Raw genomic sequence first — 23,343 nt, forward strand, 5'->3', positions numbered from 1 at the left:
TACCCGGCCGGTATCGCCGCCCACCCGATCGGTCTTGGACCCGCCGAGGGGTGCGGGAGAACCATCGGAGGCATGAGCGAAACGAACGACACGAACATCGCCGGTGAACAGCTCGACGGACAGGCCGGTGACCGGAACGAGAACCGGAAGGTCGCGCTGGTGACCGGTGCCAACAAGGGCATCGGGTACGAGATCGCCGCCGGGCTGGGCGCCCTCGGCTGGAAGATCGGGGTCGGTGCGCGGAACGAGGCGCGGCGCGAGACCGCCGTGGCGAAGCTGCGCGCGGCCGGGCTCGACGCGTTCGGGGTACCGCTGGACGTGACGGACGACGCGAGCGTGACCGCGGCGGCCCGGCTGATCGAGGAGCGGGCCGGACGGCTCGACGTGCTGGTCAACAACGCGGGCATCACCGGCGGCGGCCCGCAGGAACCCACGAAGGTCGACCCGGACCGGGTGCGGGCGGCCGTGGAGACCAACGTCATCGGCGTCATCCGCGTCACCAACGCCCTGCTGCCGCTGCTGTTGCGCTCCCCGTCGCCGCGGATCGTGAACGTCTCCAGCAGGGTCGGCTCCCTCACGCTGCAGACCACGCCCGGCACCGAGACGGGTCCGATCTCCGTCGCCTACGCGCCGTCGAAGACGTTCCTCAACGCCGTCACCGTTCAGTACGCCAAGGAGCTGGCCGACACGAACATCCTGATCAACGCCGTCTGCCCCGGCTACACGGCCACCGACCTCAACGCCTTCCAGGGGGTGCGCACCGCGCAGCAGGGCGCGGTCTCCGCGATCCGCCTGGCCACCATCCCTGACGACGGCCCGACGGGCCGCTTCTTCTCCGACGAGGGCGAGATCCCTTGGTGACGGCCCGTCGCCGACGAGGGTGAGGTCGCCGGGGCACAGCGCCTCGCCGACCGCGGCGTGCGGGTGCGCCAGGGCGCCGAGCGGGTTCCGCTCGTCTCACCGACGACCCGCACGCCGACGCCGTCGCCCCGCACCGCACGACGGGGGCCGGTGCGTTCTCTCGTGGCCCGTGCCGGGTTACGGGCGGCCGGCGTCGGCCTGTTCCGGCTCCTCGGCGGTCGCTGCCGGGGCGGTCCGGGCAAGGCCGGCGAGCAGCAGGTCGATCATGCGGCGGGCCTGGTAGTCGGGGAAGTTCTCCACTCCGATGCACAGGTTGCCGATGGCGAGCATGAAGTCGTAGGCCCGGACGTCGGAGCGCGTGTATCCAGCGGCAGCGGACGCCTTCAACAGCTGGTCGAGCACGGGCATCAGGCGCTCGACGAACTCGTTGTGCAGACTCTCGAATCCCGCTTGGTCCGAGTGCAGCGCCTCGGCGAGGCCGTGCTTGGTGACCAGGAAGTCGGCGAATTGGTGGACCCACTGCCGCAGCACCTCGTACGGCGTGCCGGCGGTGGGCGCCGCGTCGACGGCGGCGAGCGCGTCGACCTGATGCCGGAAGACCGCCACCACCAGGTCCGCCCGGGTGGGGAAGTGGCGGTAGATCGTGCCCATGCCGAGGCCTGACTCCGCGGCGATCTCCCGCACGGGGGCGTCGATCCCCAGGCGGACGAAGACGGCCGCGGCCGCGTCCAGGAGCTTCTGCTCGTTGCGGCGTACGTCGGCTCGCTTACGTCCTGCGGATGCTGACGGCGTGTCGGCCGTGGACATCGTGCACACCTCCTGCTTGCAAAGCGGAGCGTTGCTCCGTATTGTGATCCGGAGCGGCGCTCCGGATTTCATTTTGCCAGACACCGCGCAGCAGGGGCCCACTGGGCTCGTCCGAGAAAGGCATTCGTCTCGTGAGCGACAACACGTCCGCCGACGGCGGCAACGACTTCACCACCCCGGTCATCTCCGTCAGCCCGATCTCGCTGGCCGCCCCGGACCGCGGTCAGGACCTGCAGGTACGGATCACGGCGCCGACGACCGGCGACAACCTGCCCGTCGTCGTCTTCTCCCATGGCATGAGCCTGACCATGGACGACTACGCACCGCTGGTCGGCCACTGGGCCGCCCGCGGGTTCGTGGTCGTCCAGCCCACCCATCTCGACTCCCTCGGCCTCGCCCCCGACGATCCGCGCTCCCCGCTCATCTGGCGCATCCGCACCGCCGACCTCACCGCCGTCCTCGACCGGCTCGACAGGATCGAAGCCGCGGTGCCCGGGCTGGCCGGCCGCGTCGACCACGACCGCATCGCGGTCGCCGGGCATTCCTGGGGCGCACAGACCGCCAGCACCCTCGCGGGGGCACGGGTCGTGGGCGCCGACGGCATCCCCGGTGAGAGCATGGCCGACCCGCGTGTCAGTGCCGCCGTGCTGCTGTCCCTGCCCGGCACCGGCGGCGCCGACCTGAGCCCGCTCGCCAGCCAGTACTTCCCGTTCATGAGCCCTGATTTCGCCGAGCTGAAGACGCCCAGCCTCGTGGTCGCCGGCGACCACGACCAGTCCCCGCTGACGGTACGCGGTCCGGACTGGTTCGCCGACGGCTACCGGCTCAGCCCGGGCGCCACCGATCTGCTGACCCTGTTCGGCGCGGAACACGGACTCGGCGGCATCCAGGGAGCCAACGACACGCGCACCACCGACGAAAGCCCCGAGCGTGTCGCGCTCGTGCAGCAGGCCACGCTGGCGTACTTGCGTACCGCGCTGGGCCTCGACCAGGGCGCGTGGACCACCGTCCGTCGGGCGCTGGCGGCGGCCGATGCCCCGCTGGGAAGCATCGACTCGAAGTGACCAACACCCTCGTGCCGGCAGGCACGCCCAGTTTTGGCATCATGACCGCCCCGGCGCAGGTCGCCTACGACGACATCCTGCGGGTCTGGCGTGAAGCGGACGGCATCGAACAGATCGAGCACGCCTGGCTGTTCGACCACCTCATGCCGCTCGGCGGCGACCCGAACGGACCCACTTTCGAGGGCTGGACACTGCTGTCCGCACTCGCGGCCGGAACCGAGCGGTTGCGACTCGGAGTGATGGTCACGAGCAACAGGTTCCGTCCACCGGCCATGCTGGCCAAGATCGCCGCCACCGTCGACGCCGTCTCCGGCGGCCGGCTCGAGTTCGGCATCGGCGCGGGCTCTCGCCCGGACGTGCCACTGGCCCGGCGTGAGTACGCGGCTCACGGTCTCCCCTTCCACGATGCCGCCCACGCGGTCGGGAGCCTCGCCGAGGCGCGCACGATCATCCGCAGACTGTGGACCGAAACCGCGCCGTTCGACTTCCAGGGCGACCACCACCAGTTGACGGGCGCGTTCTGCAGTCCCAAACCCGTCCAGGACCCTCACCCGCCGATCCTGATCGGCGGCCAGGCCACCCCGACGCTGCGCGTGGTGGCCAGGCATGCGGACCGGTGGAACATGCCCGGCGGCAGCATCGACAAGGCCGTCGAGCGCAGCGCCGCGCTGGACCGGCTGTGCGAGGAGATCGGCCGGAACCCGGCTGAGATCACTCGGTCCATCGTCCTGCCCGTCTCGTACGACCGGCCCGAGGGCACCCGCCGCACCATCCGCGCGGCGCTCGAAGGCGGCTTCAGCCACATCGTGCTCGGACTGGGCGCGCCCTACCCGGCCGGCGTCGCACGCTGGGTCGCCGACACCGTCATCGGTCCTCTGTCCGACACGGGGGTTGGCCCGGGACCGGCGGTCAGTAACCGACGGTGAAACGTTCGCCGATGTGCCGGGGCTGCTCGATCTCGTCGAGCAGGGCGACCGCGTAGTCCTCGGCGGAGATGCGGCTGCTGCCGTCTTCGGCGACGATCAGGTCGTCTGCGGCGATGCGGTATGTGCCGGTGCGCTCGCCCGGCTCGATCGTGGCCGCGGGACTGACGTTGGTCCACCTCACGTCGCTGACGGTGCGGTAATAGTCCAGGGCGTCGCCGTGGGCGTGCATGATCTGCAGCAGGAACTCCGGCAGGCCCTCGGTGTCCCAGAGCCGTGTGCCGTCCGGCCTGCGCAGGGACCCGGCGCCGCCGACCGTGATGAGCCGGGGTGCGTTGCCCCCAAGTGAGCGCACCCCGGCGACCAGTGACTCGGCGGCGGGCCTGATGGTGGCGATGTGGCCCGGGCCGTCACCTCCGCCGACCGCGCTGACCACGACGTCCTGCGCCTTGGCCACCTCGGCGACGGATGCGGGGTCCAGCACGTCACCGGTGACCACGGTCAGGTTGGGGTCGCTCTTGGTGAGCTTCGCCGGGTCACGCACGACGGCTGTGACCTGATGGCCCCGGCGAAGGGCCTCGTCCACGATGCGGGATCCGATGGTGCCGTTGGCGCCGAACACGGCGATCTTGGACATGAGAGTCTCCACTTCCGGTTGATCGTCTCCGGATCCGGAGGCTAGCGAGCCCTCTCGTGAAAGCCATGAGGTGTCGGCCGCACCAGGTGAACTGGACCCCATCAGGTGACACCGCCTGACCTGGTCGATCAAGGAGGGCACGCAGGGCCGGCCCGGGGCCGTCGCTGACCGCCCCGGACAGCGTCCGTGCGGGCGCTGCAAGCCAGGGGATGGGGGAGCGTGGGTCGGGCCGGGCCGGTCGTGGCCGTGCCGACGCGGGGGCCGGGGGCCGCCACCGGTGACGGCGGCCCCCGGTCAGGCCAGGAGGCCGAGCCGGGGGCCACCCCGGTCGTGCAGCCGTCGGAAGAAGGCCAGCACGCCCGCGGAGCCACCGGCCCAGGTCGCGCTCGGCCGGGCGAGACCGGTGTCCGGGAACACGGGCCGGGACCAGGTGCCGCCGCTGCGGCTCAGGATGAGCAGGGCGACGGTCTCGGCCGCGTCCCAGAACTCCTCGGACGCGGACGCCTTTGCGACGTCCACCATCAGGTCGCCCACTCCGGCCAGTCCGCAGCACTGCGTGACGAGCGGCATCCGCGGTGCCAGTGCGGCGCAGGCACGCGCGGCCCGCTGGGCGAGGCGGAGGTACCCGGGCTCGCCGAGGCGTTCGGCGGCCCGGACGAGTACGGTTCCGACGCCGGCCAGGCCCCGGCACCACGAGCCGTAGCGGCGTGTCGCCCCCGGTTCGGCGGCCGCCGCGATGATGTCGGGCGTCACGGCGGCCAGGCGCGCGGCGGCCTGCTCGGAGCGGCCGACCGCGTCCGGGTCCCCGGTCTCGCCGCCGTATTCGAGCAGGAAGCAGACGACACCGGCCTCGCCGTGCGCGAGGCCCTCGCCGAGCGCGGCACCACCGGCCGTGTCCGCCCCGGTCGGGCTCAGCCGGGCGGTGCCCGACGCCAGCATCCGGTCGCACTCGGCGGCGACGGCGAGGTGCCGGTCCGCGGCGGGTCGGCGACCGGACCGGAGAGCGTGCCGGGCGAGCAGCAGCCGGCCCAGGCCGATACCGGCGGCGCCCGCGATCAGATCCGCCTCCGGCGGTCCGCCGCCCGGTGCGCGGTCCGGCAGGACGGGATGCCCGGACCGCGGATCCGCCCCCGACGCGGTCTCCAATCCGGCCTGGGTCAGGAAGAGTTCGACGCCGGTGCGCCCCGTGTAGAAGCCGGGTGGGAGGTTCCTGGACTGGTTCGCCGTCCACCGTGCCAACTCGGCGACGGCCGAACGCACTTGGGGCCGGTGCGCGTGGTGGAGGAGCTCCAGTCCGAGTCCCGAACTGCCGCCGTAGACATCGATCGAGGTGGGGACGTTCAGCTGTGCGGCCCGCACCGGGTCCACGATCGCGTGCGCTTCACCGACGCAGAACGCGGTCGTGTGCTCGATGACCTCGTCCAGCAGGTCGCCGTCGAGCCGGGGACGCGCGGGCCGGCGCACGGGCCGGCGTGCGCCTGCCGCCGTTCCGGTGCGCAGGCGGTCGGCGGCGCCGGTCCGAACGGCGGGATCGAAGCTCAGCAGGCCGCTGATGGACGACCGGAACTCCCGGTGGACGCGCCCGGGCAATGCCCATGCCAGGCAGGCCAGGGTCCGGTCCCGGTTGACCTCGTGGTCGCTGTCGACGATCACCGGATCCATGCCGGTGGCGGCGAAGAAGAGGGTTGCGCCGAGGGCGTAGTGGTCGTCGGCGGGAGCGGCCGGTCCCATCGTGCGCAGAACCGGCTCGCTGTATCCGGGGGTCGCCCCTCCCGGGCCGGCGCCGTCCAGCTCGCTGATCCCGAAGTCGATCACGTGGCAGTGGCCCGAGTCGTCGAGCACGACGTTGTCGGGCTTGAGGTCGCGCACGACCACGTTCCGGCCGTGGATCGCGTCCAGGACCCGCAGGAGCCGGGTGGCGAGGACGGACAGGGCGCGCGCCGGCCGGGTGTCGTCGTCCCGGTAGGGGCCGTTGCGCAGGACCTCCCTGCGCAGGTCCCGGTCGCCGCAACTGCTCATCACCAGGTACTCGTTGCTCTGGTGGGCGAAGTAGTCCAGTGCGCGGGGCACGCCCGTGACACCGTCGAGCGCGGTGAGGACCCCGCGCTCGTTGCGCAGCCGGTGGCGGGCGTCCGTACCGGATTCGTCCTCGCCCACGAAGGCCCTCGCCTGTTTCACCACCACCGGCCGCCCGAGAGTACGGTCCACCGCGCGGTAGACGTTGCCCCGGGCCGCACGCACGATGCCGGCGGTGACCCTGTAGCGTCCGCCGCCGAGGCCGGGCGCGGACGGCTCGGCACCGTGTTCGCGACCACTCGCGAAGGGGTCCTCGGCCCACGGCGGGCACCGGTAGCGGCCGACGGCCAAGCCGTCGAAGACCTGGCCGTCCGGTCCGGTCATCACGGATTCGAGCCGCCCGGCCCGGCCGGTCCGGTAGTCGCCGGTGAAGGGGCCGTAGCGGTAGTAGACCGGGGCCCTCGGGTCGACCCGCCGGTCGCTGACGATCTGCGGGCCCTCCCGGTCACGGAGTACGGCGGCGAGTTCCCGGGCGACCTCGACCACCGTGCCTGCCAGGGGGTAGACGGTGACCGCCTTTCCGACGGCTCCCGCGCTCACCACCCCGGAGTTGAGGCGGCGCAGCGTCTGCGGGTCGCGGGCGAACTTCGCGTGGCAGACATGCCGGGACAGCACCGGCAGGACGAGCCGGATCACGGCGTCGAGATCGCCGGGGCGCGCCGAGACGTGCAGTTTCCAGCCGTGTTCCATCGCCGGCATCCGCGGATCGTTCAGGTACGACCACGTCTCGTCGGACCAACCGCTGCGGCCGGCGATGGAGACGGCCACCGCTACGAGTTCAGGTCACACGAGAAGCGGGTGGTGGCGGTCACCCAGGGGTCGGAGAGGCACGCGGTGTGCTCGCGGTCGCCGCGGTCGTCGTCCTCGAACACGATCGCCTCGTCGTCGATCTCCGGCGGACCCGCGTCGCGGAATCCGTCGGCTTCCAGCAGTTCCGGCACGGCTACGGGCATGTGAAGCCTCCATGGTCTGTCGTGCGCTGAGGAGCGGGAAATGGGCGACGCGGGCCGGCGGACCCGCTGTGCCAGGGACGTGCCGCACAAACGTAGGCAGCGGCGACCTTCCTGACAAGAGGTCAGGTCGCACCGCTCTCGCGGGTGCCGGGCAGCACGACGGCACCACCATCAGCACAGGCTTCGGACACGGCCGGTGCCGGCCTGCCCGGACGGCCGCCTCCTGATCGGCGGCCGAGGTCAGCCGCCCGGGTCGGCGCGGAAGGCCATCAGGGCGGTGTCGTCGCGGGCGTCGGAGAGACTCTGCAGGTTGCGCAGCAGCTCGGGTAGGGGTTCGCCGCGGTGGTGGCTGACGGCTCGCAGAAGACGTTGCTGACCCTCGTCGAGGGAGGAGTCGGGCGTTTCGATGAGGCCGTCGGTGTAGTACAGGAGGGTGTCTCCGGGGGCGAGGGTCCGGGTGTGGGTGGTGCGGCGGGTCCTGGGGTCTACGCACAGCGGGGGGGGGTCCTCACCGGTGCCGACGAGGAAGTGGGGCATCCCGCGGGCGGGGACGAGCAGGGGCGGTGGGTGCCCGGCGTTGGACCATGCCATCCGCCAGGTGCCGTCAGGACACCGCCGCAGATGGGTGTGGACGGCTGTGGCGAACGAGGCGATGGCCAGCCCGTCGGCGGCGTCGTCGAGCATGGCCAGGACGGTCCCGGGTGTGCACTCGGGCCCCATGTTCCAGGCGAGGCCGCGGCACATGCTGCGCAACTGGCCCATGGCGGTCGCCGCGGTGAGATCGTGGCCGGCGACATCTCCGATGTCGAGGGCCAGGGTGCCGTCGGAGTGGACGATGGCGTCGTACCAGTCCCCGCCGATCTCGTCGGCCGAGCTAGCCGGCTCGTAACAGGCGGCCACGGACGCGCCGGGCACGGTCGGCGGCTCGGTGAGATGGGCGCGCTGGAGACGCAGGGCGATCCGGCGGGCGCGCTGCAGGTCGAGGACCCGGTGGATGGGCCGTTGCGCGAGGTGGAGGACTTTGCGCAGCAGTTCGACGTCTTCGGGGCCGGGCACCGGGGTGTCGCCGTTGGTGCTGGTGGCGGCGTAACCGAGGACGGTCCCGTCGACGACCAGCGGCACGAGTGTCAGGCTGGTGGCGCCCGCGGCGATCAGCCACCGCTCGGTGACGGCCGGGACCAGGTCGGCGGGGAACCGCCCGGCGGGCGGGAGATGGAAAGTCCGCGGGACCCGGCTCTCCAGCATCTCCCGCACGGTGCTCGTGACGGGGACGCTCTGCCCCCGCAGAGCGGGTGCGGCCGGCAGCCCCGGGCGGATCGCGGAGGCGACCCGCCGGGCCGTGACGGTCGCGTTCTTCGGCAGCGGCCATTCCTCGTGGGACAACAGCAGGGCCACACAGGAGTCGGCGAGTTCGGGTACGACCGTCCGCACGACCGCCGCGAAGACCTCTTCGAGACTGCCGGCGGCCACCTCCGCCACGCGCGCGAGAACATGTTCACGCAGCGTGGCACGCCATGTCTCCTCGACATCGTCCGTCGCGGCGACCCACTCCTTGGCGCGGCCGTGATGCAGGATGGGCACGCAGCGGGTCGACATATGGCGATAGGAGCCGTCGGTGGTCCGCACCCGGAAAGTGGCCTCCATGACAGCCGGAGGTTCCTGGGCCGCGGTGGTACGCCAGGCGCGGCCGAGTCCCTCACGGTCCCGCGGATGGATGTAGGCGTACCAGTCGTCGTCGATCCAGCCGCGCCAGGGGGAACCGGTCAGCTCCTGCCAGCCGGGGACGACCTCCTCCGCGGAGCCGTCCGCACGCACGACCCACACCATCTGCGACACGGCCGACACCAGCGCCTCGTACCGCTGCAGCGCCATGGTCTCGGCCGTGGTGTCCATCGCGACGACCATGGCGCCGGGTCCACCGGGCAGGGTGACGGGCGTGCAGGAGTAGACGAAGTACCTGGCCTGTTCCACGGCGCCCGGGTCGGGTTCACGTGACTCCAGGATCTGGCGCGGTCGGCCGGTGGCGACGACGTCGTCCAGTACGGTCATGAACTCCGCGGCGTCCGGTTCGGGGAACGCCTCCCTGGCGGGCAGCCCCAGGGGCCGTGCGCCGAGCATCCTGCAGCAGGCCGCGTTCTGGTAGACCAGCCGGTGCTCGGGGCCGGTGAACAGCGCGACCGCCGCCGCCGTCTCGTCGAACAGCTTCGGATCGAGAGAGCTCGCCGGACTCATGGCCGACCTGTTCGCATCCGCACCCGCCGACCGTCCGGTCGACGAGATCTCCGCCAGGCCAGTGTCGTCACCGCGTAGCCCTCTCCCATGGTCGGCGTCGGGGACTTCCTCATCTTCCCGGTACGAGTGCCGTACCAGTCGCGCCACGCCGACCCCGCCGGCCCGAGTCCGTCCGTTCCACGACCCATTCTCGTAGGAGGCCGTGCGTCGTGCCTGGACGCGAGGGCGCATCAGCTGAGATCGCCCTCAGCGTCCCCCGGCCCCGATGTTCGACTTGACGGCGAAGTACGCCCGAGCGGCGCTCGGTTGGCCGTGGGCACAGCCGCGCCGATCACGAAGCCGGTCGCCGCTCGGGCGCGTGCCGTGCCGCCGGAATGCCCGCCGGCCGGTCAGGGTTGGACAGGCGGGACCAACCGCCGCACCTCTGGAGCAGACCATGACCCGTTCGTTCCTCTTCCTGCTCGGCAGCGCCCGTACCGGCGGCAACACCGAGCTGCTCGCCCGGGCGGCCGCGGACCAGCTCCCGGCCGACGTGGAACAGCGCTGGCTCGACCTCACCAGGCTCCACCTGCCCGACTTCCGGGACGAGCGCCACGACACGGACTTCGGGCCGGTGGAGGAGGACGACGAGACGCTGCTGCGCGAGGCGACGGCCGCCGCCACCGACATAGTGATCGCCTCCCCGCTCTACTGGTACTCCGTCTCCGCCGCCACCAAGCGCTACCTCGACTACTGGAGCAAGTGGCTGCGCACCCCCGACCCCGGCTTCCGGGAGAAGATGGCCGGCCGCACCCTGTGGGGCGTCACCGCCATGGCACACCGCGAGGAGGAGGTGGCCGAGCCACTGGTCCTCACCCTCCACCACACCGCGGCCTACATGGGCATGCGCTTCGGCGGCGTCCTGCTCGGCAACGGCACGCGCCCCGGCCAGGTCCTCACCGACGAGACCGCGCTCCTGCGCGCCAAGACCTTCTTCACCCAGGACGCGCCCCTGGCCCGCTTCCCCCACGAGTCCTGACCCACCGCCGCCAGGCGCGTCAGGCATCACTCATGTGCACGAGGTGGAAGGCGGCCGGAGCCTCCGCGCCGAGCGGCGCCTGCGGGGGCCGGCGCGGGCCGGGGCAGCCCATCGCGCTGCCGCGCGGCCTGGCCGGTCACGCGGCAGGGGCGGCGGGTCCCCTCCGGCGGCCGGCGCCGTCCGGGAGGGGCGTCAGCGGTGGCCCAGCACGTTGACCACGCGGCCGCTGGGGTCGCGGACGAAGAACCGCCGCACTCCCCACTCCTCGTCCTGCAAGGGGTGGACGATCTCCGCACCGCGCTCCCGCATGACCGCGTAGGCGGCATCCACGTCGTCCACCTCCACGCTCATGTCGGGGGTGACCGGGGCCGTCTTGTCGCCTGCCGTGACGCTGATCTGCGCCGCCGGGTTGGCCGGGGAGGCGAGAGTCATGATCCAGCCGTGATTCATGACCTCCTCGAAGCCCAGCAGGCCGTAGAACTCCCGGCTCTCCTGCGCGGCCTGAGAGTGGATGGTGGGCACGACGCGGCGAACGGTCATCGGGCGACTCCAAGCGAGGTCGGGACGGGCCGCCTCCAGGAGTACTACGCCGCGTCCACCACGCCGCTTCCCCACCGGGCACGCTTTCGTAACGGACCCGTCCCGCGCCTGCCGACTGCGGCGCGATCCCCACGGCCGACCGCCCTGGTGCAGGCCCGGACGCTTCTTCGATAAATGGTCGCGCGTCGCATAGGGTGCTGTTGCGTCTCCGAGGGCACCCCCTTGGAATCGATCACCTAGGTTGAGCGCAGGTCATGGGATTCCTCGAGCGCGTCGACGGCTTCCAGAGACGCCACCACTGGGTGGGTCTGCCGCTCGGCGTCCTGTACAAGTTCTACGACGACCAGGGCCTGTACCTCGCGGCCCTGCTCACCTACTACGGCTTCCTCTCGCTCTTCCCGCTGTTCCTCATTCTCGTCGCCGTCCTGAGCACCTTCCTCAGCGACGATCCCACCCTGCGCCAGCAGGTCATGGACTCGGCGCTGCGCAAATTCCCGGTCATCGGCGACCAGCTCGGCCACAACATCCACTCCTTCCGCGGCAACGGGGCCGCGCTCGCCGCCGGTATCGCGGGCAGCGTCTACGGTTCGCTCGGTGTCGCCCAGGCCGCGCAGTACGCCCTCAACAAGATATGGGCGGTTCCCCGGCACGCCCGCCCGGACCCGCTTCGTTCGAGGCTGAAGGGGGTGGTGTTCCTGCTGGTCCTCGCGGTCGGGCTGTGCGCGTCCACCCTGCTGTCGGTGGCGGCGTCACAGACGTACCTGTTCGGTGTGCGGCTGCGGGGCGGCAGCTGGTTCGCCGTTACCGCCGGGTCCGTGTGCCTGAACACGCTCCTGCTGCTCGTGAGTTACCGGCTGCTCACACACCGGGCACTGCCGCTGCGCCGACTCGCCGGAGTCGCGCTGGGGGGTGCCTGCGCGTGGCAGGCGCTGCAGTGGGTGGGCTCCTACTACGTCAGCCACGTGCTGCACGGGGCCACCGCCACCTACGGCATGTTCGGCATCGTCCTCGGCCTGCTCGCCTGGCTGTACGTCGGGGCCCTGATCTTCATCATGGCGGCCGAGGCGGGGGCCGTGTGGGTCATGCGCCTGTGGCCCCGCAGCCTGCTGACACCGTTCACGGACCGGGTGCAGCTGAGCGCGGCGGACCGCCGCGCCTACCGGTCGTACGCCGCCACCGAGGCATTCAAGGGGTTCCAGAAGATCAGCGTGCGCTTCGATCCGCCGCCCGAACCCCAGCACCGAGAACCGCCGGACGACGCCCGCTGAGGCGGGCTACGGTCACCCGGGGCCGGCGATCTCCGCCACCGCCTCGGACGTCGACGCCGACCAGGCCGTCAGCTTCCCGCCGCGCTCGGCCCACTGCCGCCCAGAATGGGGCTGGAGGGCGGACAGTACCGTCTGGGCCCGCCGCCAGGTCACCACCGGCCCCGTGCCTCTGCGGATGATCCGCAGCAGGCGCCTTCCCTCGTCGTCATCAATCTCGCGGACACGCACTCGTTCTGCCACTCACACGGCCTGGCGACCGCGCCGTGCGGACCAGCATCCGAACGGCGCGTCACATCGCCACAGTGCAAAAGTGCTCTGATGCGGCACTAGAGGGTAAGTACGATCTTTCCCCGGGCGTGGCCTGTCTCGCTCAACTGGTGTGCTGCAGCCGCGTTCTCGAGGGTGAAGGCGGCCGCTACCGGCACAGTGAAGCGGCCCTGCTGGGCGAGAGCGGCGGCCGTGGCGAGTCCTTCGACGGCCTGCGGGTCCGCGCCGGGGCCCGCCGAGCGTGACAGGTGGACCCCGTACTTCGCGGCGTTCAGGTCGGCGACCGTTATCACCCGGTCCGGGCTTCCTGCGAGGTCCACCAGATCGGGCAGCGAGCCGGATCCGGCGCAGTCCAGGACGACGTCGACTCCGTCCGGCGCCAGAGCGGTGACCCGTTCGCCCAATCCGGGGCCGTAGGTGGTCGGTGTCGCCCCCAGTCCCGCGACGAACGCATGGTTGCGTGCGCTGGCCGTACCGAAGACGTGCGCGCCACGGGCCGCCGCGAGCTGGATGGCGACAGTGCCGACCCCGCCCGCAGCGCCCTCGATCAGCAGGGTCGTGCCGGCGGTGACCTTCAGCCGGTCGAGGGCGCGCGTGGCGGTTTCGATGTTCGCGGCGGCACTGGCCTGCTCCCAGCTCAGCGCGTCCGGCTTCGGCGCCCAGGCTGCCAGGACGGCGTACTCGGCGTTCGCGCCGCCGCGCTCGGCGAGATCGACGATGCCGAAGACCTCGTCGCCCGGCCGGACACCGGTGACGCCTGGGCCGACCTCGTCGACCACACCCGCAGCGTCCACGCCAAGGACGTGGGGCAGGCGCAGCGGCATCATCTCGCGGAACCGGCCTGAGCGGAGGTAGCAGTCGGCGGGAGTGACACCAGAGGCCTTTACGGCCACCCGGATGCGGCCTGGTCCCGCGTGCGGTTCCGGAATTTCGGCGACCTCGAGGACGCTTGCGGGACCGTACTCGGAGAATTGCAGTGCTCTCATGGCGCCGGACGCTATCGGAGCACCCCGTCCGTTTAGCTAAAGTGAGAGCGGTGACGAACCGTTTGCCTCACTCCCTGCGCGCCGATGCCCGGGACAACCGCGAGCGCATCCTCGCTGTGACGCGCACCGTGTTCGCTGCGGAGGGGCTGGACGTGGCGATGCGCGAGATCGCGCGGCGTGCCGAGGTCGGCCCCGCGACCCTCTACCGGCACTTTCCGACCAAAGAGGCGCTGGTCACCGAGGTCTTCACCGAGCAGATGGCGGCCTGCACCGCCATCGTCGACGAGGGGCTGGCCGATCCGGACCCATGGCGCGGCTTCTGCCGGGTGATCGAGAAAGTGTGTGAACTGCACGCACAGGACCGGGGCTTCACCGCTGCGTTCGTCTCGGCTTTCCCACGCGCGATCGACTTCGCTGCAGCCCGGGAGCGGGCACTGCGCAAGGTCGCCGAGCTCGCCCGCCGGGCCAAGGCGGCGGGCAATCTGCGCCCGGATTTCGTCCTGGACGACCTGATCATGGTGCTCATGGCCAACGGCGGCATCCGAACCACATCGCCGGCCGCTGCGGTGGCCGCCTCTCGGCGCTTCGCCGCGCTGCTCATACAGGGCATGCAGACCGAGCCGGTCAGGCCGCCGCTGCCCCCCGCAGTCCGGCTGCCGCCGGCAGTTGTGACCTAGGGTCTTTCGTTTGGATCGTGCCGGGCTCGCAGGCCCTGGCACCGCGCCTCGCGGCGTTGTCGTCGGTTGCCATGGCTCCGCCATGTCGCCCTCCTCCGCCTTGCGATGCACGGCACCGGACCCCGCTCCCTGATCCGGCCCGATCCAAACGAAAGACCCTGGCGCCCACCGGGCGGGCACGCTCTGGAGGAGCGCCTACGCACAGTCGTCAACAGGGCAAACGTTGCCTGATGCAGCACTAGGTACCGCGTACCACGACCGCGTACTCGCCGATGCCCAGGAGGTGGTTCCCGGAGATCTCGCCGAGAGCCGTGTACAGCGTGTGGATGTGCCCGGTGGCGGTGTCGAAGGCGATGTCCTTGAGGGTGCCGTGCTCGGTGCCGGCTTCCGTGAGGACCCGCTTGCCGAGGACCTCGTGGTGGGTGGGGAACTCGTCCCGGCCGAGACCGGCGGAGGCGAGGGACCGTACCACGACGGCGCTTCGTCCCACTCCTTCGATCAGGTCCCAGGCGATCGTCGTCGCGTGTTTCGGAGCGCCGGACAGACGCACGCAGACGACGCTCCTCGTGCGCGGGTCGACGGTCAGGCCGCTCACGCGGCCCAGCTGTTCGGCTTCCTCGGCAGTGATCACCGGAAGCCCGTGCGCCTGACTCACCAGCATCATGCCTGGGCCCCCTCATCGGTCGTGGGCGTGAGCCGGGACGGCCGCGCGGTGTAGCGGCGGAAGGCCTCGACCTGGGCGCCGAAGGTGGGCAGGTCGTCGGCGACGAAGTGGCGGGCGTGCGCGGGGACGACCATGGCGCGGCCCGAGACGGAGAGCGCCTCTCCGCGCGGGATGAACGCCCTGCGCTTCCCGTGACCGGTGTCGGTGTCGTCCTTCATGGCGATCTCGAAGCCGATCAGACGTCCGCTGCCGCCGGTCTCGATCACGACGTCCAGCACCGTGCCCGCTTCGGTTCCCTGGTCGGTGAGGACCGGCGCGCCGATCACTTGCCCGTGCTCGGCCTCATGGGCCGCCAGGACCACCTTCCGCTCCGCGAGGACCGCCGCACTCGGGACCATCACGGCGGAGGGGCCGATGGCGTGTACTCCGGACATGGGCAGGCTCACCTTGAGCGGGCCGGCGAGCAGGCCGCGCCCGCTCAAGGTGAAGCCGGTGATCCGGCCTGCCGTGAAGTCGAAAACGGTGTCCTTGACCTGGGCGATCGCCTCGCCGCTCAGGGTCACGACCACCCGCTTGGTCAGTTCCGAGGCGAGCAGGGGGGTGATCACCGCGATCCCTCCCCGCCCGGCCGGCGACCCGAACGTACCGCGATCACCGTGCCGCTGCGGCGTTTGGCCTGGACGACCACTGCCGCCGCGGCGAGTAACACCGCCACCGCGATGAAGAAGACAATCCAGCCAGACCATTCCATCGCCGACCTCCTCCTGACGTCTTCGCGAGGGCCGCCGCCCGGTGCGGCGCGTCCTTGTGCTTCCTGCTTCCCGCGCAGGGGAGTCGCACGCCTTCCGCGCGAGGCCGTGTCCCTTCCCGGCCGCGCGCGGAAATGACGGGTTCTTGGGAGGTCAGGGCGCATGGAGGCCGGTTGTCGGGCAATGCGCGAGGGGTGACACGCATTGTGATCGTCTTCCTGACCGTGATCGCCGCGCTCGCGAGCGCCGCGGCAGCCGTCGGAAGCTCGCCCTACTGGTGGTTCGCGGCCCTTCCGCTGTTGTCCCTGGGTGTGCTGGGCGGCTGGGACCTGGTCCAGCGAGAGCACTCGGTGCTGCGCAACTATCCCGTTCTCGGCCATGCCCGCTTCCTCATGGAGCGCATACGCCCGGAACTGCAGCAGTACTTCATCGAGCGGAACTATGACGGGCGCCCCTTCGACCGGGACGTGCGGAGCATCGTCTACGAGCGGGCCAAAGGCACGGACGCGGAGGAGCCGTTCGGCACCGAACGGGACGTGTACCGCCCCGGTCACGAGTTCCTGGTTCCGTCGATGGCCCCGTGCCCGGTGCCGGAGCACCCGCCGCGCGTGCGCATCGGCGGCCCGGAGTGCGCCCGGCCGTACGACATGGCGCTGCTGAACGTGTCCGCGATGAGCTTCGGTTCGCTGTCCGCCAACGCGGTCCTCGCGCTCAACGCGGGCGCGGCGGCCGGGGGATTCGCCCAGGACACCGGCGAGGGCGGCCTGTCCGAGTACCATCTGCGCCCGGGCGGCGACCTCGTGTGGGAGATCGGCACCGGATACTTCGGCTGCCGCACCGAGGACGGTGACTTCGACGCGGCCGAGTTCGCCGACAAAGCCGCACACGACCACGTCAAGTGCGTGTCCCTGAAGTTGTCGCAGGGCGCCAAGCCCGGCATCGGCGGAGTGCTGCCGGGAGCCAAGGTGAACGCCGAGATCGCCCGGGTCCGGGACGTGCCCGAAGGGCGGACGGTCGTCTCCCCGCCGTACCACCGTGTGTTCTCCACGCCACGTGAACTCGTGCGGTTCATCGCCCGCATGCGCGAACTGTCCGGTGGCAAGCCGACCGGATTCAAGCTCTGTGTGGGCTCGCGCCGGCAGTTCCTGGCCGTGTGCAAGGCGATGGTGGAGGAGGGGACCGCCCCGGACTTCATCGTGGTGGACGGCTCCGAGGGAGGGACGGGCGCGGCACCGCTGGAGTTCGCGGACCACGTGGGCACCCCCCTCACCGAGGGGCTGCTCACCGTGCACAACGCCCTCGTGGGCGCGGGGCTCCGCGACCGGATCAAGATCGGGGCGAGCGGCAAGATCGCCACCGGCACCGACCTCGTCAAACGCATGGTGCAGGGCGCCGACTACGGCAACGCCGCGCGCGCCATGATGTTCGCCGTCGGCTGCATCCAGGCGCAGCGGTGCCATACGAACACCTGCCCCACCGGCGTCACCACCCAGGACCCCCGCCGGGCCCGCGCCCTCGACGTCCACGACAAGACGGCTCGCGTGCGGCGCTTCCAGGAGGCGACCGTGGCCGGCGCGCTCCAGATCATGGCGTCCATGGGCGTCACGGATCCGGCGGACCTGCGTCCGCACATGCTCCGCCGACGCGTCGACCCCGTCACCGAACGCTCCTACGAAGAACTGTACGAGTGGCTCGGGCCGGGCCAGTTGCTCGCCGAGCCACCGGCCTCATGGGCGACCGACTGGAAGGCCGCCGACCCCGACCGTTTCACCGTCTGACCCGGAGGACCCACATGCCCCGTACCGTTGCCCGCGTCATCGTCGACGCCCTGAGCGAACTCGGCGTACGTCAGGTGTTCGGTGTCGTGGGGGACGCGCTCAACCCCCTGACCGACGCCATCCGCGGCACGGAGAACCTGGAATGGGTCGGTTGCCGGCACGAGGAGGCCGCGGCCTTCGCCGCGAGCGCCCAGTCCCAGCTCACCGGCACCCTCGGCGTGTGCATGGGCACCGTCGGACCCGGCTCCGTCCACCTCCTCAACGGACTGTACGACGCCGCCAAGAGCCACGCCCCGGTCCTGGCCATCGCCGGCCAGGTACCGCTCGCCGAACTCGGCAGCGACTACTTCCAGGAGGTCGACAACGACGCCCTCTTCAGTGACGTGGCCGTCTTCCGCGCCACCATCACCTCGCCCGACCAACTGCCGCAGATGCTGGAGACGGCGGTGCGCAACGCGCTCGGCCGCAGGGGAGTCGCCGTCCTCACCGTGCCGGGCGACCTGGGAGAGCGGGAGGTGACCGGCGACCGGCCGCCCCGGTTCTCGCTGACCCCTCCGGTGAGCCGGCCGGACCCAGCGGCCGGCCGGCGCGCCGCGGAACTCCTCGACCGCTCGGAGCGCGTCACCATGCTCGTCGGGGAAGGAGCGCGCGCCGCCCGCGAGGACGTCCTCGCGCTCGCCGACCGTCTGGCCGCGCCGATGGTGCTCACCCTGAAGGCGAAGGCGGGCTTCGAAGGCGACCACAACCCCTTCCAGGTCGGCCAGACCGGTCTGATCGGCAACCCCGCCGCAGCGGCGGCCCTCCAGGACGCGGACACCCTGCTGCTGCTCGGCACCGACTTCCCCTACCGGGACTGGTATCCCGAGGGCAGGACCGTGATCCAGGTCGACACCGAGGCCACGCACATCGGACGCCGGGTGCCGGTCGACGTCGGGCTCGTCGGGGACACCGGCGCCACCGTACGCGACCTCCTGGACCACCTCGCCACCGCGCCCGGGGACGCACGCGACCGTTCGCACCTGGACAAGGCGCGTGAACGCTTCGACCGGTGGCGAGCCGGCCAGGCCCGGCTCGCCGACCCCCGCCATGACAAAGGCCTCGTCGGACGACTGCGCTCCGCGCTGGACAACCGTGCTCACGACATCAGGCCCGAGGTGCTGGCCGCCGCGGTGGACCGTGCCGCCGCCGACGACGCCGTCTTCACGTCCGACACGGGCATGGCCACGGTGTGGCTCTCCCGTTTCGTCGAGATGCGCGGAGAGCGGCGCCTCATCGGCTCGTACAACCTCGGTTCGATGGCCAACGCCATGCCGCAGGCGCTGGGCGCCCAGTGCCTGGACCGTGAGCGCCAGGTCGTGGCCTTCTGCGGGGACGGCGGACTGAGCATGCTCCTCGGCGACCTCATGACCCTCAAGACCCACCGTCTGCCCGTCAAGCTCGTCGTCTTCGACAACCGCCGGCTGGGGATGGTGAAACTCGAACAGGAACAGGCCGGGCTGCCCGAGTTCGGTACCGTGCTCGACAATCCCGACTTCGCCGCCGTGGCCGAGGCCATGGGCATCACCGGCATCCGGGTGACCGACCCGTCGGAGGTGGAGAGCGCGGTGCGGCGGGCCTTCCGTACCCCGGGCCCGGTCCTGCTGGACGTCCTCACCAACCCCGACGAGATAGCCGTTCCGGCCCAGCCGACCGTCGAGCAGGGCTGGGGCTTCGCGGTGGCCAAGCTGAAGGAGGCCGTACGCAGTCACGGGGACACGGACGGGCAGTGACCGCTTCGAGCTGTCCGCCTTTCCTGCCGCGCGCCTGAGCTGCGAGAAGGGCCGGGGGTGCCCGCCGGACGGGTGGCCGCCGTTGCCCATGTGGCGGCGCTGGAGCGCGAAACCGGCCGGGCCGGGGGATGCGTGAGGGCATGAGCACTCACCATGACGGCCCGGACGGTGCGCACCAGCGCCCGCCGAATGTCTCGGACACCCTCGTCCAGGCCCTCGGGGCGTTGTCGAAGGCGCTGGAGACGACCGAACGTGCCCGCGGCCACCTCTACGCCTTCCACCAGCTCACCGGAGGGGCCGACTTCGCGCTGGACCGTGCGGTGGCGCTGCTGCGGGAGGCCGGCCAGCACGGGTGGGCGGACCGGGTGCAGCGGGAGATCCTGGGCCGCAACGTGATTCCCGGGCACTGGACGTTCCAGATCATCGAGGCCTACAACGCCACCTACTACGAGCCGTTCAAGGACATCGAAAGCCAGGCGCGCCGGGAACTGGTCGAAGGCAGGGACCACTTGTACGAGGCCGAGCTGAAGGAGCGGCGCCGCACGCGGGGACACCCGGACCACACCACCCGGCCGGACGCCGTCCGCTCGCTCGACGAGTAGGGACGCGGTGCTCGGCGAGTAGGGGCGCGGTGAGGCGCCCCGGTGCGCGCGGCCCGTCTCGACCCCGCCCGTTTCCCGCCGGGGCAAGGGGAACACGGCAGCAGGTACACAGACCGCACCAGACCCGCCAAGAAGCCGGTCCCGCACCTGGCTCCGGGCCCCTTCCCCGGAGCCGACGACCGCACAAGGAGCCCCATGTCCGCCCAAAATGACGCCGGTATACCCGTCACGGCGAAAGCCGCCCTCTTCGACCTCGACGGCACACTGATCGACTCGGAACCCAGGAGCCGGGCCCTGTGGCGACGGCTCTTCGCCGGCCACGGCATCGACTGCGGGGAGGACGTGCTCGACGGCTTGAGCGGGCGGCGCAGCAGGGAGGTGATCGAGGAACACCTCGCGAGGTTCGGCAGGCACGCCACGGCGGACCGGGTGAGGGAGGAACTCACCGCGCTCAACGGCGCACCGGACCTCCCCCCGGTCCGGCTGGTCCCCGGAGCCGACCGGCTTCTCCGGCGCCTGCGCCGCGACGGAATGGCACTGGCCGTCGTCACGTCCGGCGGCCGGCGCTACGCCGAGGACCATCTGACGCGGTGCGGCATCGCCGACCACTTCTCCACGGTGGTGAGCGCGGAGGACGTCACCCACGGCAAACCGGACCCCGAGGGCTACCTGCTCGCCTGCCGGCGGCTGGGCGTCGCACCCGGCGACGCGGTGGTTTTCGAGGACTCGGCGGCGGGCCTTCAAGCAGGTCGGCGCGCGGGCGCCCGGTGTTTCGCCGTGGGCCGCGCCGCCAGGACGCCCGCCCCGTGCCGGCCGGCCGACCACGCCGTCGAGGACCTGGCGTTCGCGCCGGTCGTCGGCCGCGCCGAGGCGGGTCGGCGTCGCGCCGGTACCCGTGCGGAGGGGTAGCAGGCGGTGGCTGGTTCACCTCGACGCTCGTGGGAACGCTGGTGCCGCGCGAGCGCGGACGGGCGCCGGGCGCGCTCCTCGCCCGTCAGGCCGGCGTCGCGGTGAACCGTCGCAGGAGGGACAGGGGGTATCCCGCGGCGAGCAAGGGGCCGCGGACATCGCGGTCGAGGTCGGGCAGGTAGCCGAACAGGACGTCGGCGGGCCCGGTGATCTCGACGTCACCGCACGCCGCGGGCAGCAGGAGCGTCTCCGCTCGGCCGAGTTCTTCGCTCCACGCCCCGGTGCGTACCCGCACCGGGGCGCCGACGTTCGACAGGATGTGCGCGGTGGCGAAGGCGTGGCGCACGGGTTCCGTGGTTCCGGCGCGCCAGCGTTCGAGGGCGAAGTAGGGGCCCGCGCAGAGGAAGACCCGCTCCACCCCGTCCCCGACGGGGATGCTCAATCCCGGCGTGAAGTCCGGTCGGTACTCCAGGTCGGCCTGCCGCATCAACATGTCGAGGTTGGACCGGTGTTCCTGATCGTCCACCGGCGAGCCGTCCTCCATGTGCCAGCGCATCGCGTGCTGCTGGATGTCGGAGGTCTGCTCGATCTCGTAGACGAGGGTGTCCGGCCCGAAGCTGTGCAGGGTGCCGCCGGGCACGTAGAGGGTCTCGCCCGCGCGCACCGGCAGACGACGCAGTACGGCGTCGAAGTCCTGCGCCTGAAGCGCGGCACGCAATCGGTCGGCCGTGATCCCCTCCTTGACGCCGCACAGGGCGGTCGCGCCGGGCGCGGCCTCCAGGATGTGCCAGGCTTCGGTCTTTCCGTTGGGCTGCCCCTCCAGGCGCCGGGCGGCCTCGTCGTCGGCGTGCAGATGTACCGGCAGGGTGCCGGCGGCGTCGATGAACTTGGTGAGCACGGGGAAGCGCGCACCGGAGAAGCCGGCGCCCATGAGCGCTTCGGGCTGTTCGGACAGCACCTGGTGCAGGGTCCGGCCGGCCAGCGGGCCATTGGTCACCACACTCCGGTTGCCCTCGACGTCACTGCACTCCCAGGTCTCCGCGACGCTCCAGTCGGGCAGGCCCCTTTTGCCCAGGCGGCGGGCGATGGCGTGGCCGCCGAAGACCAGGGGCTTCGCCGTGACGGTCAGCCGCAACGGGTACAGGGCCGTGTCCTCTGCGCTCACAGGATCGGCTGCCCGCCGGTGACGGCGACCCTGGCACCGGACACGTAGGCGGCCTCGTCGGACGCGAGCATGACGTACACCGGCGCCAGTTCGGCCGGTTGGCCGGGCCGCCCCAGCGGCACCTCGGAGCCGAAGCTCTCGACCTGCTCGGGCGGCATGGTCGCGGGGATGAGCGGCGTCCAGATCGGCCCCGGGGCGACGCTGTTGGCACGGATGCCCTTCGACGCCAGCATCTGGGCCAGCGAACCGACCATGTTGGCGATGCCCGCCTTGGTGGCGTTGTACGGCAGCAGCTGCGGCGGGGGACTGTCGGAGTTGACCGAGGTGCTCCCGATGATCGACGATCCGGGCCGCATGTGCGGGACCGCGGCCTTGGCCAGGTGGAAGAACGCGCTGAGGTTGATCGCCAGCGTGCGGTCCCACTCCTCGTCGGGAATGTCCGTGAGGGAGTCGTGAGTCATCTGGAACGCGGCGTTACTGACCAGTACGTCGACCCGGCCGAACTCCTCGACGGCCTTGTCGACGACGGAGCGGCAGTGCGCCGGATCGGCCAGGTCCCCGGGCACCAGTACGCACGTGCGTCCCGCCTCCCGCACCCACCGCGCGGTCTCCTCCGCGTCCTCGTGCTCGTCCAGGTAGGAGACCAGGACGTCCGCGCCCTCACGGGCGTAGGCGATCGCCACCGCACGTCCGATTCCGCTGTCCCCGCCGGTGATCACCGCGGCCTTGCCGGCCAGCCGTCCGGAGCCCTGGTAGCTGTGCTCACCGTGATCCGGCCGGGGCGTCATCTCGCCCGTTGTACCGGGCGGGACCTGCTGCTGACGAGGCTGGGACATGTGGGCTCCGGAAAAGAGTCGAGCGGGCCGGGGCCCATACCGGTGTCAAGCGGACCGGCGCCCCGGTGGAAACGGTCGAGGCGCCGAGTACCCCACTGGTCCCGGCACGCACACGGGGCCCTCGCGCGCACTGCGTGCGCAACGCTCGCACGCCGCCGAGCGGCTCTGCCGGCCGCCTTGCCCGCGGCACGGCGGGCCCGGTGGGGTGGCACGAGCGGCGCGTCGCCTGGCGGGAGGACGCCGAAACCGGGGCGCCCGCACAGGCCACGGGCGCCCCGGAGTGCTCAGCCGCCCCAGATCGTCCACGACGTGGCTCCGTGGAGGGACGCCAGGACGGCGAACAGGACCACGTCGGCGATGCCGAGCCCCAGTCCGAGCAGTGCCCGCGAGCGGCGCGGGGTGTTCCGGCGCAGGGCGATGAGGGCCAGCACGATGGCGATGGGGCCGAGGACCAGGTTGAGGACGAGCAGTCCCAGAAGACCCAGGACGAAGGAGGCCACCGCCATGCCTTCGGTGTCCCTCCGGCCCGTGCGGGCGGAGGGCGGTGCGGTCAGCCGCATCG

General features: G+C 71.7%; 23 protein-coding genes and 1 pseudogene. 10 read left to right on the forward strand and 14 right to left on the reverse strand.

Going from position 1 to position 23,343, the window contains the following annotated elements:
* Window positions 1–72 precede the first annotated feature (72 nt).
* On the forward strand, window positions 73–861 hold the full coding sequence (locus tag ACSP97_RS35420) for an SDR family NAD(P)-dependent oxidoreductase (protein ID WP_440555915.1): 789 nt from the start codon (window positions 73–75) through the stop codon (window positions 859–861).
* Between the two features lie 177 nt (window positions 862–1,038).
* Here the strand turns inward: ACSP97_RS35420 and ACSP97_RS35425 are convergent, their stop codons facing one another.
* The gene (locus ACSP97_RS35425) at window positions 1,039–1,668 is read right to left on the reverse strand and encodes a TetR/AcrR family transcriptional regulator (RefSeq protein ID WP_355150836.1); all 630 of its coding nucleotides are present in this window, start codon (window positions 1,666–1,668) and stop codon (window positions 1,039–1,041) included.
* A gap of 131 nt (window positions 1,669–1,799) precedes the next feature.
* Here ACSP97_RS35425 and ACSP97_RS35430 point away from each other — a divergent pair, with 131 nt between their 5' ends.
* On the forward strand, window positions 1,800–2,732 hold the full coding sequence (locus tag ACSP97_RS35430; RefSeq protein ID WP_355325523.1) for an alpha/beta hydrolase family protein: 933 nt from the start codon (window positions 1,800–1,802) through the stop codon (window positions 2,730–2,732).
* A 41-nt stretch (window positions 2,733–2,773) separates the two neighbouring features.
* Complete coding sequence (locus tag ACSP97_RS35435) at window positions 2,774–3,658, forward strand: LLM class flavin-dependent oxidoreductase (protein ID WP_440558525.1); 885 nt, start codon at window positions 2,774–2,776, stop codon at window positions 3,656–3,658.
* Here ACSP97_RS35435 and ACSP97_RS35440 read toward each other — a convergent pair.
* From ACSP97_RS35440 to ACSP97_RS35455, 4 genes are all read right to left on the reverse strand, one after another.
* Window positions 3,642–4,292, reverse strand: coding sequence for an NAD(P)-dependent oxidoreductase (locus ACSP97_RS35440; RefSeq protein ID WP_391869147.1), 651 nt, complete (start codon window positions 4,290–4,292; stop codon window positions 3,642–3,644). The two genes, ACSP97_RS35435 and ACSP97_RS35440, sit on opposite strands and share 17 nt — an antisense overlap.
* Before the next feature lie 294 nt (window positions 4,293–4,586).
* The gene (gene lanL, locus ACSP97_RS35445) at window positions 4,587–7,136 is read right to left on the reverse strand and encodes a class IV lanthionine synthetase LanL (protein ID WP_440555916.1); all 2,550 of its coding nucleotides are present in this window, start codon (window positions 7,134–7,136) and stop codon (window positions 4,587–4,589) included.
* Window positions 7,137–7,138: 2 nt separating this feature from the next.
* Complete coding sequence (locus tag ACSP97_RS35450) at window positions 7,139–7,321, reverse strand: SflA family class IV lanthipeptide (RefSeq protein WP_440555917.1); 183 nt, start codon at window positions 7,319–7,321, stop codon at window positions 7,139–7,141.
* Between the two features lie 240 nt (window positions 7,322–7,561).
* Complete coding sequence (locus ACSP97_RS35455; RefSeq protein WP_440555918.1) at window positions 7,562–9,553, reverse strand: SpoIIE family protein phosphatase; 1,992 nt, start codon at window positions 9,551–9,553, stop codon at window positions 7,562–7,564.
* A gap of 436 nt (window positions 9,554–9,989) precedes the next feature.
* Between ACSP97_RS35455 and ACSP97_RS35460 the strand changes: the two genes are divergently transcribed.
* Complete coding sequence (locus ACSP97_RS35460) at window positions 9,990–10,571, forward strand: flavodoxin family protein (protein ID WP_355325513.1); 582 nt, start codon at window positions 9,990–9,992, stop codon at window positions 10,569–10,571.
* 192 nt (window positions 10,572–10,763) lie between these two features.
* Here the strand turns inward: ACSP97_RS35460 and ACSP97_RS35465 are convergent, their stop codons facing one another.
* On the reverse strand, window positions 10,764–11,111 hold the full coding sequence (locus ACSP97_RS35465; protein ID WP_358271905.1) for a VOC family protein: 348 nt from the start codon (window positions 11,109–11,111) through the stop codon (window positions 10,764–10,766).
* Window positions 11,112–11,365: 254 nt separating this feature from the next.
* On the opposite strand from ACSP97_RS35465, the gene ACSP97_RS35470 reads away from it, so the two are divergent.
* Window positions 11,366–12,379, forward strand: a complete 1,014-nt coding sequence (locus ACSP97_RS35470; RefSeq protein WP_355151899.1) for a YihY/virulence factor BrkB family protein — start codon at window positions 11,366–11,368, stop codon at window positions 12,377–12,379.
* 111 nt (window positions 12,380–12,490) lie between these two features.
* Here the strand turns inward: ACSP97_RS35470 and ACSP97_RS35475 are convergent.
* Together ACSP97_RS35475 and ACSP97_RS35480 are read right to left on the reverse strand one after the other, a co-directional pair.
* Window positions 12,491–12,619 (reverse strand): annotated as a pseudogene (locus ACSP97_RS35475) (IS630 family transposase); the annotation flags it as partial.
* 86 nt (window positions 12,620–12,705) lie between these two features.
* Window positions 12,706–13,632 carry an NADP-dependent oxidoreductase gene (locus tag ACSP97_RS35480; RefSeq protein ID WP_440555919.1) on the reverse strand — a complete coding sequence of 309 codons (927 nt, stop codon included), beginning with the start codon at window positions 13,630–13,632 and terminating at the stop codon, window positions 12,706–12,708.
* 50 nt (window positions 13,633–13,682) lie between these two features.
* On the opposite strand from ACSP97_RS35480, the gene ACSP97_RS35485 reads away from it, so the two are divergent.
* Entirely contained in the window at window positions 13,683–14,309 is a 627-nt protein-coding gene (locus ACSP97_RS35485) for a TetR/AcrR family transcriptional regulator (RefSeq protein ID WP_358271909.1), read from the forward strand.
* A 238-nt stretch (window positions 14,310–14,547) separates the two neighbouring features.
* Here the strand turns inward: ACSP97_RS35485 and ACSP97_RS35490 are convergent, their stop codons facing one another.
* The 3 genes from ACSP97_RS35490 to ACSP97_RS35500 are packed head-to-tail and all read right to left on the reverse strand — an operon-like array spanning window position 14,548 to window position 15,724.
* On the reverse strand, window positions 14,548–14,973 hold the full coding sequence (locus ACSP97_RS35490; RefSeq protein WP_440555920.1) for a PRC-barrel domain-containing protein: 426 nt from the start codon (window positions 14,971–14,973) through the stop codon (window positions 14,548–14,550).
* Complete coding sequence (locus tag ACSP97_RS35495; protein WP_358271913.1) at window positions 14,970–15,581, reverse strand: PRC-barrel domain-containing protein; 612 nt, start codon at window positions 15,579–15,581, stop codon at window positions 14,970–14,972. The genes ACSP97_RS35490 and ACSP97_RS35495 overlap by 4 nt, the downstream gene beginning before the upstream one ends.
* Window positions 15,578–15,724 carry a hypothetical protein gene (locus ACSP97_RS35500; RefSeq protein ID WP_355151896.1) on the reverse strand — a complete coding sequence of 49 codons (147 nt, stop codon included), beginning with the start codon at window positions 15,722–15,724 and terminating at the stop codon, window positions 15,578–15,580. Before ACSP97_RS35500 ends, ACSP97_RS35495 begins: the two co-directional genes overlap by 4 nt.
* Window positions 15,725–15,916: 192 nt before the next feature.
* Between ACSP97_RS35500 and ACSP97_RS35505 the strand changes: the two genes are divergently transcribed.
* The 4 genes from ACSP97_RS35505 to ACSP97_RS35520 all read left to right on the forward strand — a co-directional run bounded on the left by ACSP97_RS35505 (window position 15,917) and on the right by ACSP97_RS35520 (window position 20,780).
* Window positions 15,917–17,500: an FMN-binding glutamate synthase family protein gene (locus ACSP97_RS35505; RefSeq protein WP_435644544.1), complete on the forward strand. Its 1,584-nt coding sequence runs from the start codon at window positions 15,917–15,919 to the stop codon at window positions 17,498–17,500.
* Window positions 17,501–17,514: 14 nt separating this feature from the next.
* Window positions 17,515–19,269, forward strand: coding sequence for a thiamine pyrophosphate-dependent enzyme (locus tag ACSP97_RS35510; protein WP_440555921.1), 1,755 nt, complete (start codon window positions 17,515–17,517; stop codon window positions 19,267–19,269).
* 140 nt (window positions 19,270–19,409) lie between these two features.
* Entirely contained in the window at window positions 19,410–19,871 is a 462-nt protein-coding gene (locus ACSP97_RS35515; RefSeq protein ID WP_355151893.1) for a hypothetical protein, read from the forward strand.
* A gap of 195 nt (window positions 19,872–20,066) precedes the next feature.
* Window positions 20,067–20,780 carry an HAD family hydrolase gene (locus ACSP97_RS35520; protein ID WP_440555922.1) on the forward strand — a complete coding sequence of 238 codons (714 nt, stop codon included), beginning with the start codon at window positions 20,067–20,069 and terminating at the stop codon, window positions 20,778–20,780.
* Between the two features lie 85 nt (window positions 20,781–20,865).
* Here the strand turns inward: ACSP97_RS35520 and ACSP97_RS35525 are convergent, their stop codons facing one another.
* From ACSP97_RS35525 to ACSP97_RS35535, 3 genes are all read right to left on the reverse strand, one after another.
* Entirely contained in the window at window positions 20,866–21,945 is a 1,080-nt protein-coding gene (locus ACSP97_RS35525) for a type I phosphomannose isomerase catalytic subunit (RefSeq protein WP_440555923.1), read from the reverse strand.
* Window positions 21,942–22,781 carry an SDR family oxidoreductase gene (locus ACSP97_RS35530; protein WP_440555924.1) on the reverse strand — a complete coding sequence of 280 codons (840 nt, stop codon included), beginning with the start codon at window positions 22,779–22,781 and terminating at the stop codon, window positions 21,942–21,944. Before ACSP97_RS35530 ends, ACSP97_RS35525 begins: the two co-directional genes overlap by 4 nt.
* A gap of 284 nt (window positions 22,782–23,065) precedes the next feature.
* Window positions 23,066–23,341 (reverse strand): DUF4190 domain-containing protein, encoded by a 276-nt coding sequence (locus ACSP97_RS35535; RefSeq protein WP_355151889.1) that lies wholly within the window; start codon window positions 23,339–23,341, stop codon window positions 23,066–23,068.
* Window positions 23,342–23,343: the final 2 nt, after the last annotated feature.

The sequence above is a fragment of the Streptomyces sp. SCPE 10 genome (assembly GCF_051980735.1).
In the GTDB taxonomy this organism is placed as follows: domain Bacteria; phylum Actinomycetota; class Actinomycetes; order Streptomycetales; family Streptomycetaceae; genus Streptomyces; species Streptomyces misionensis.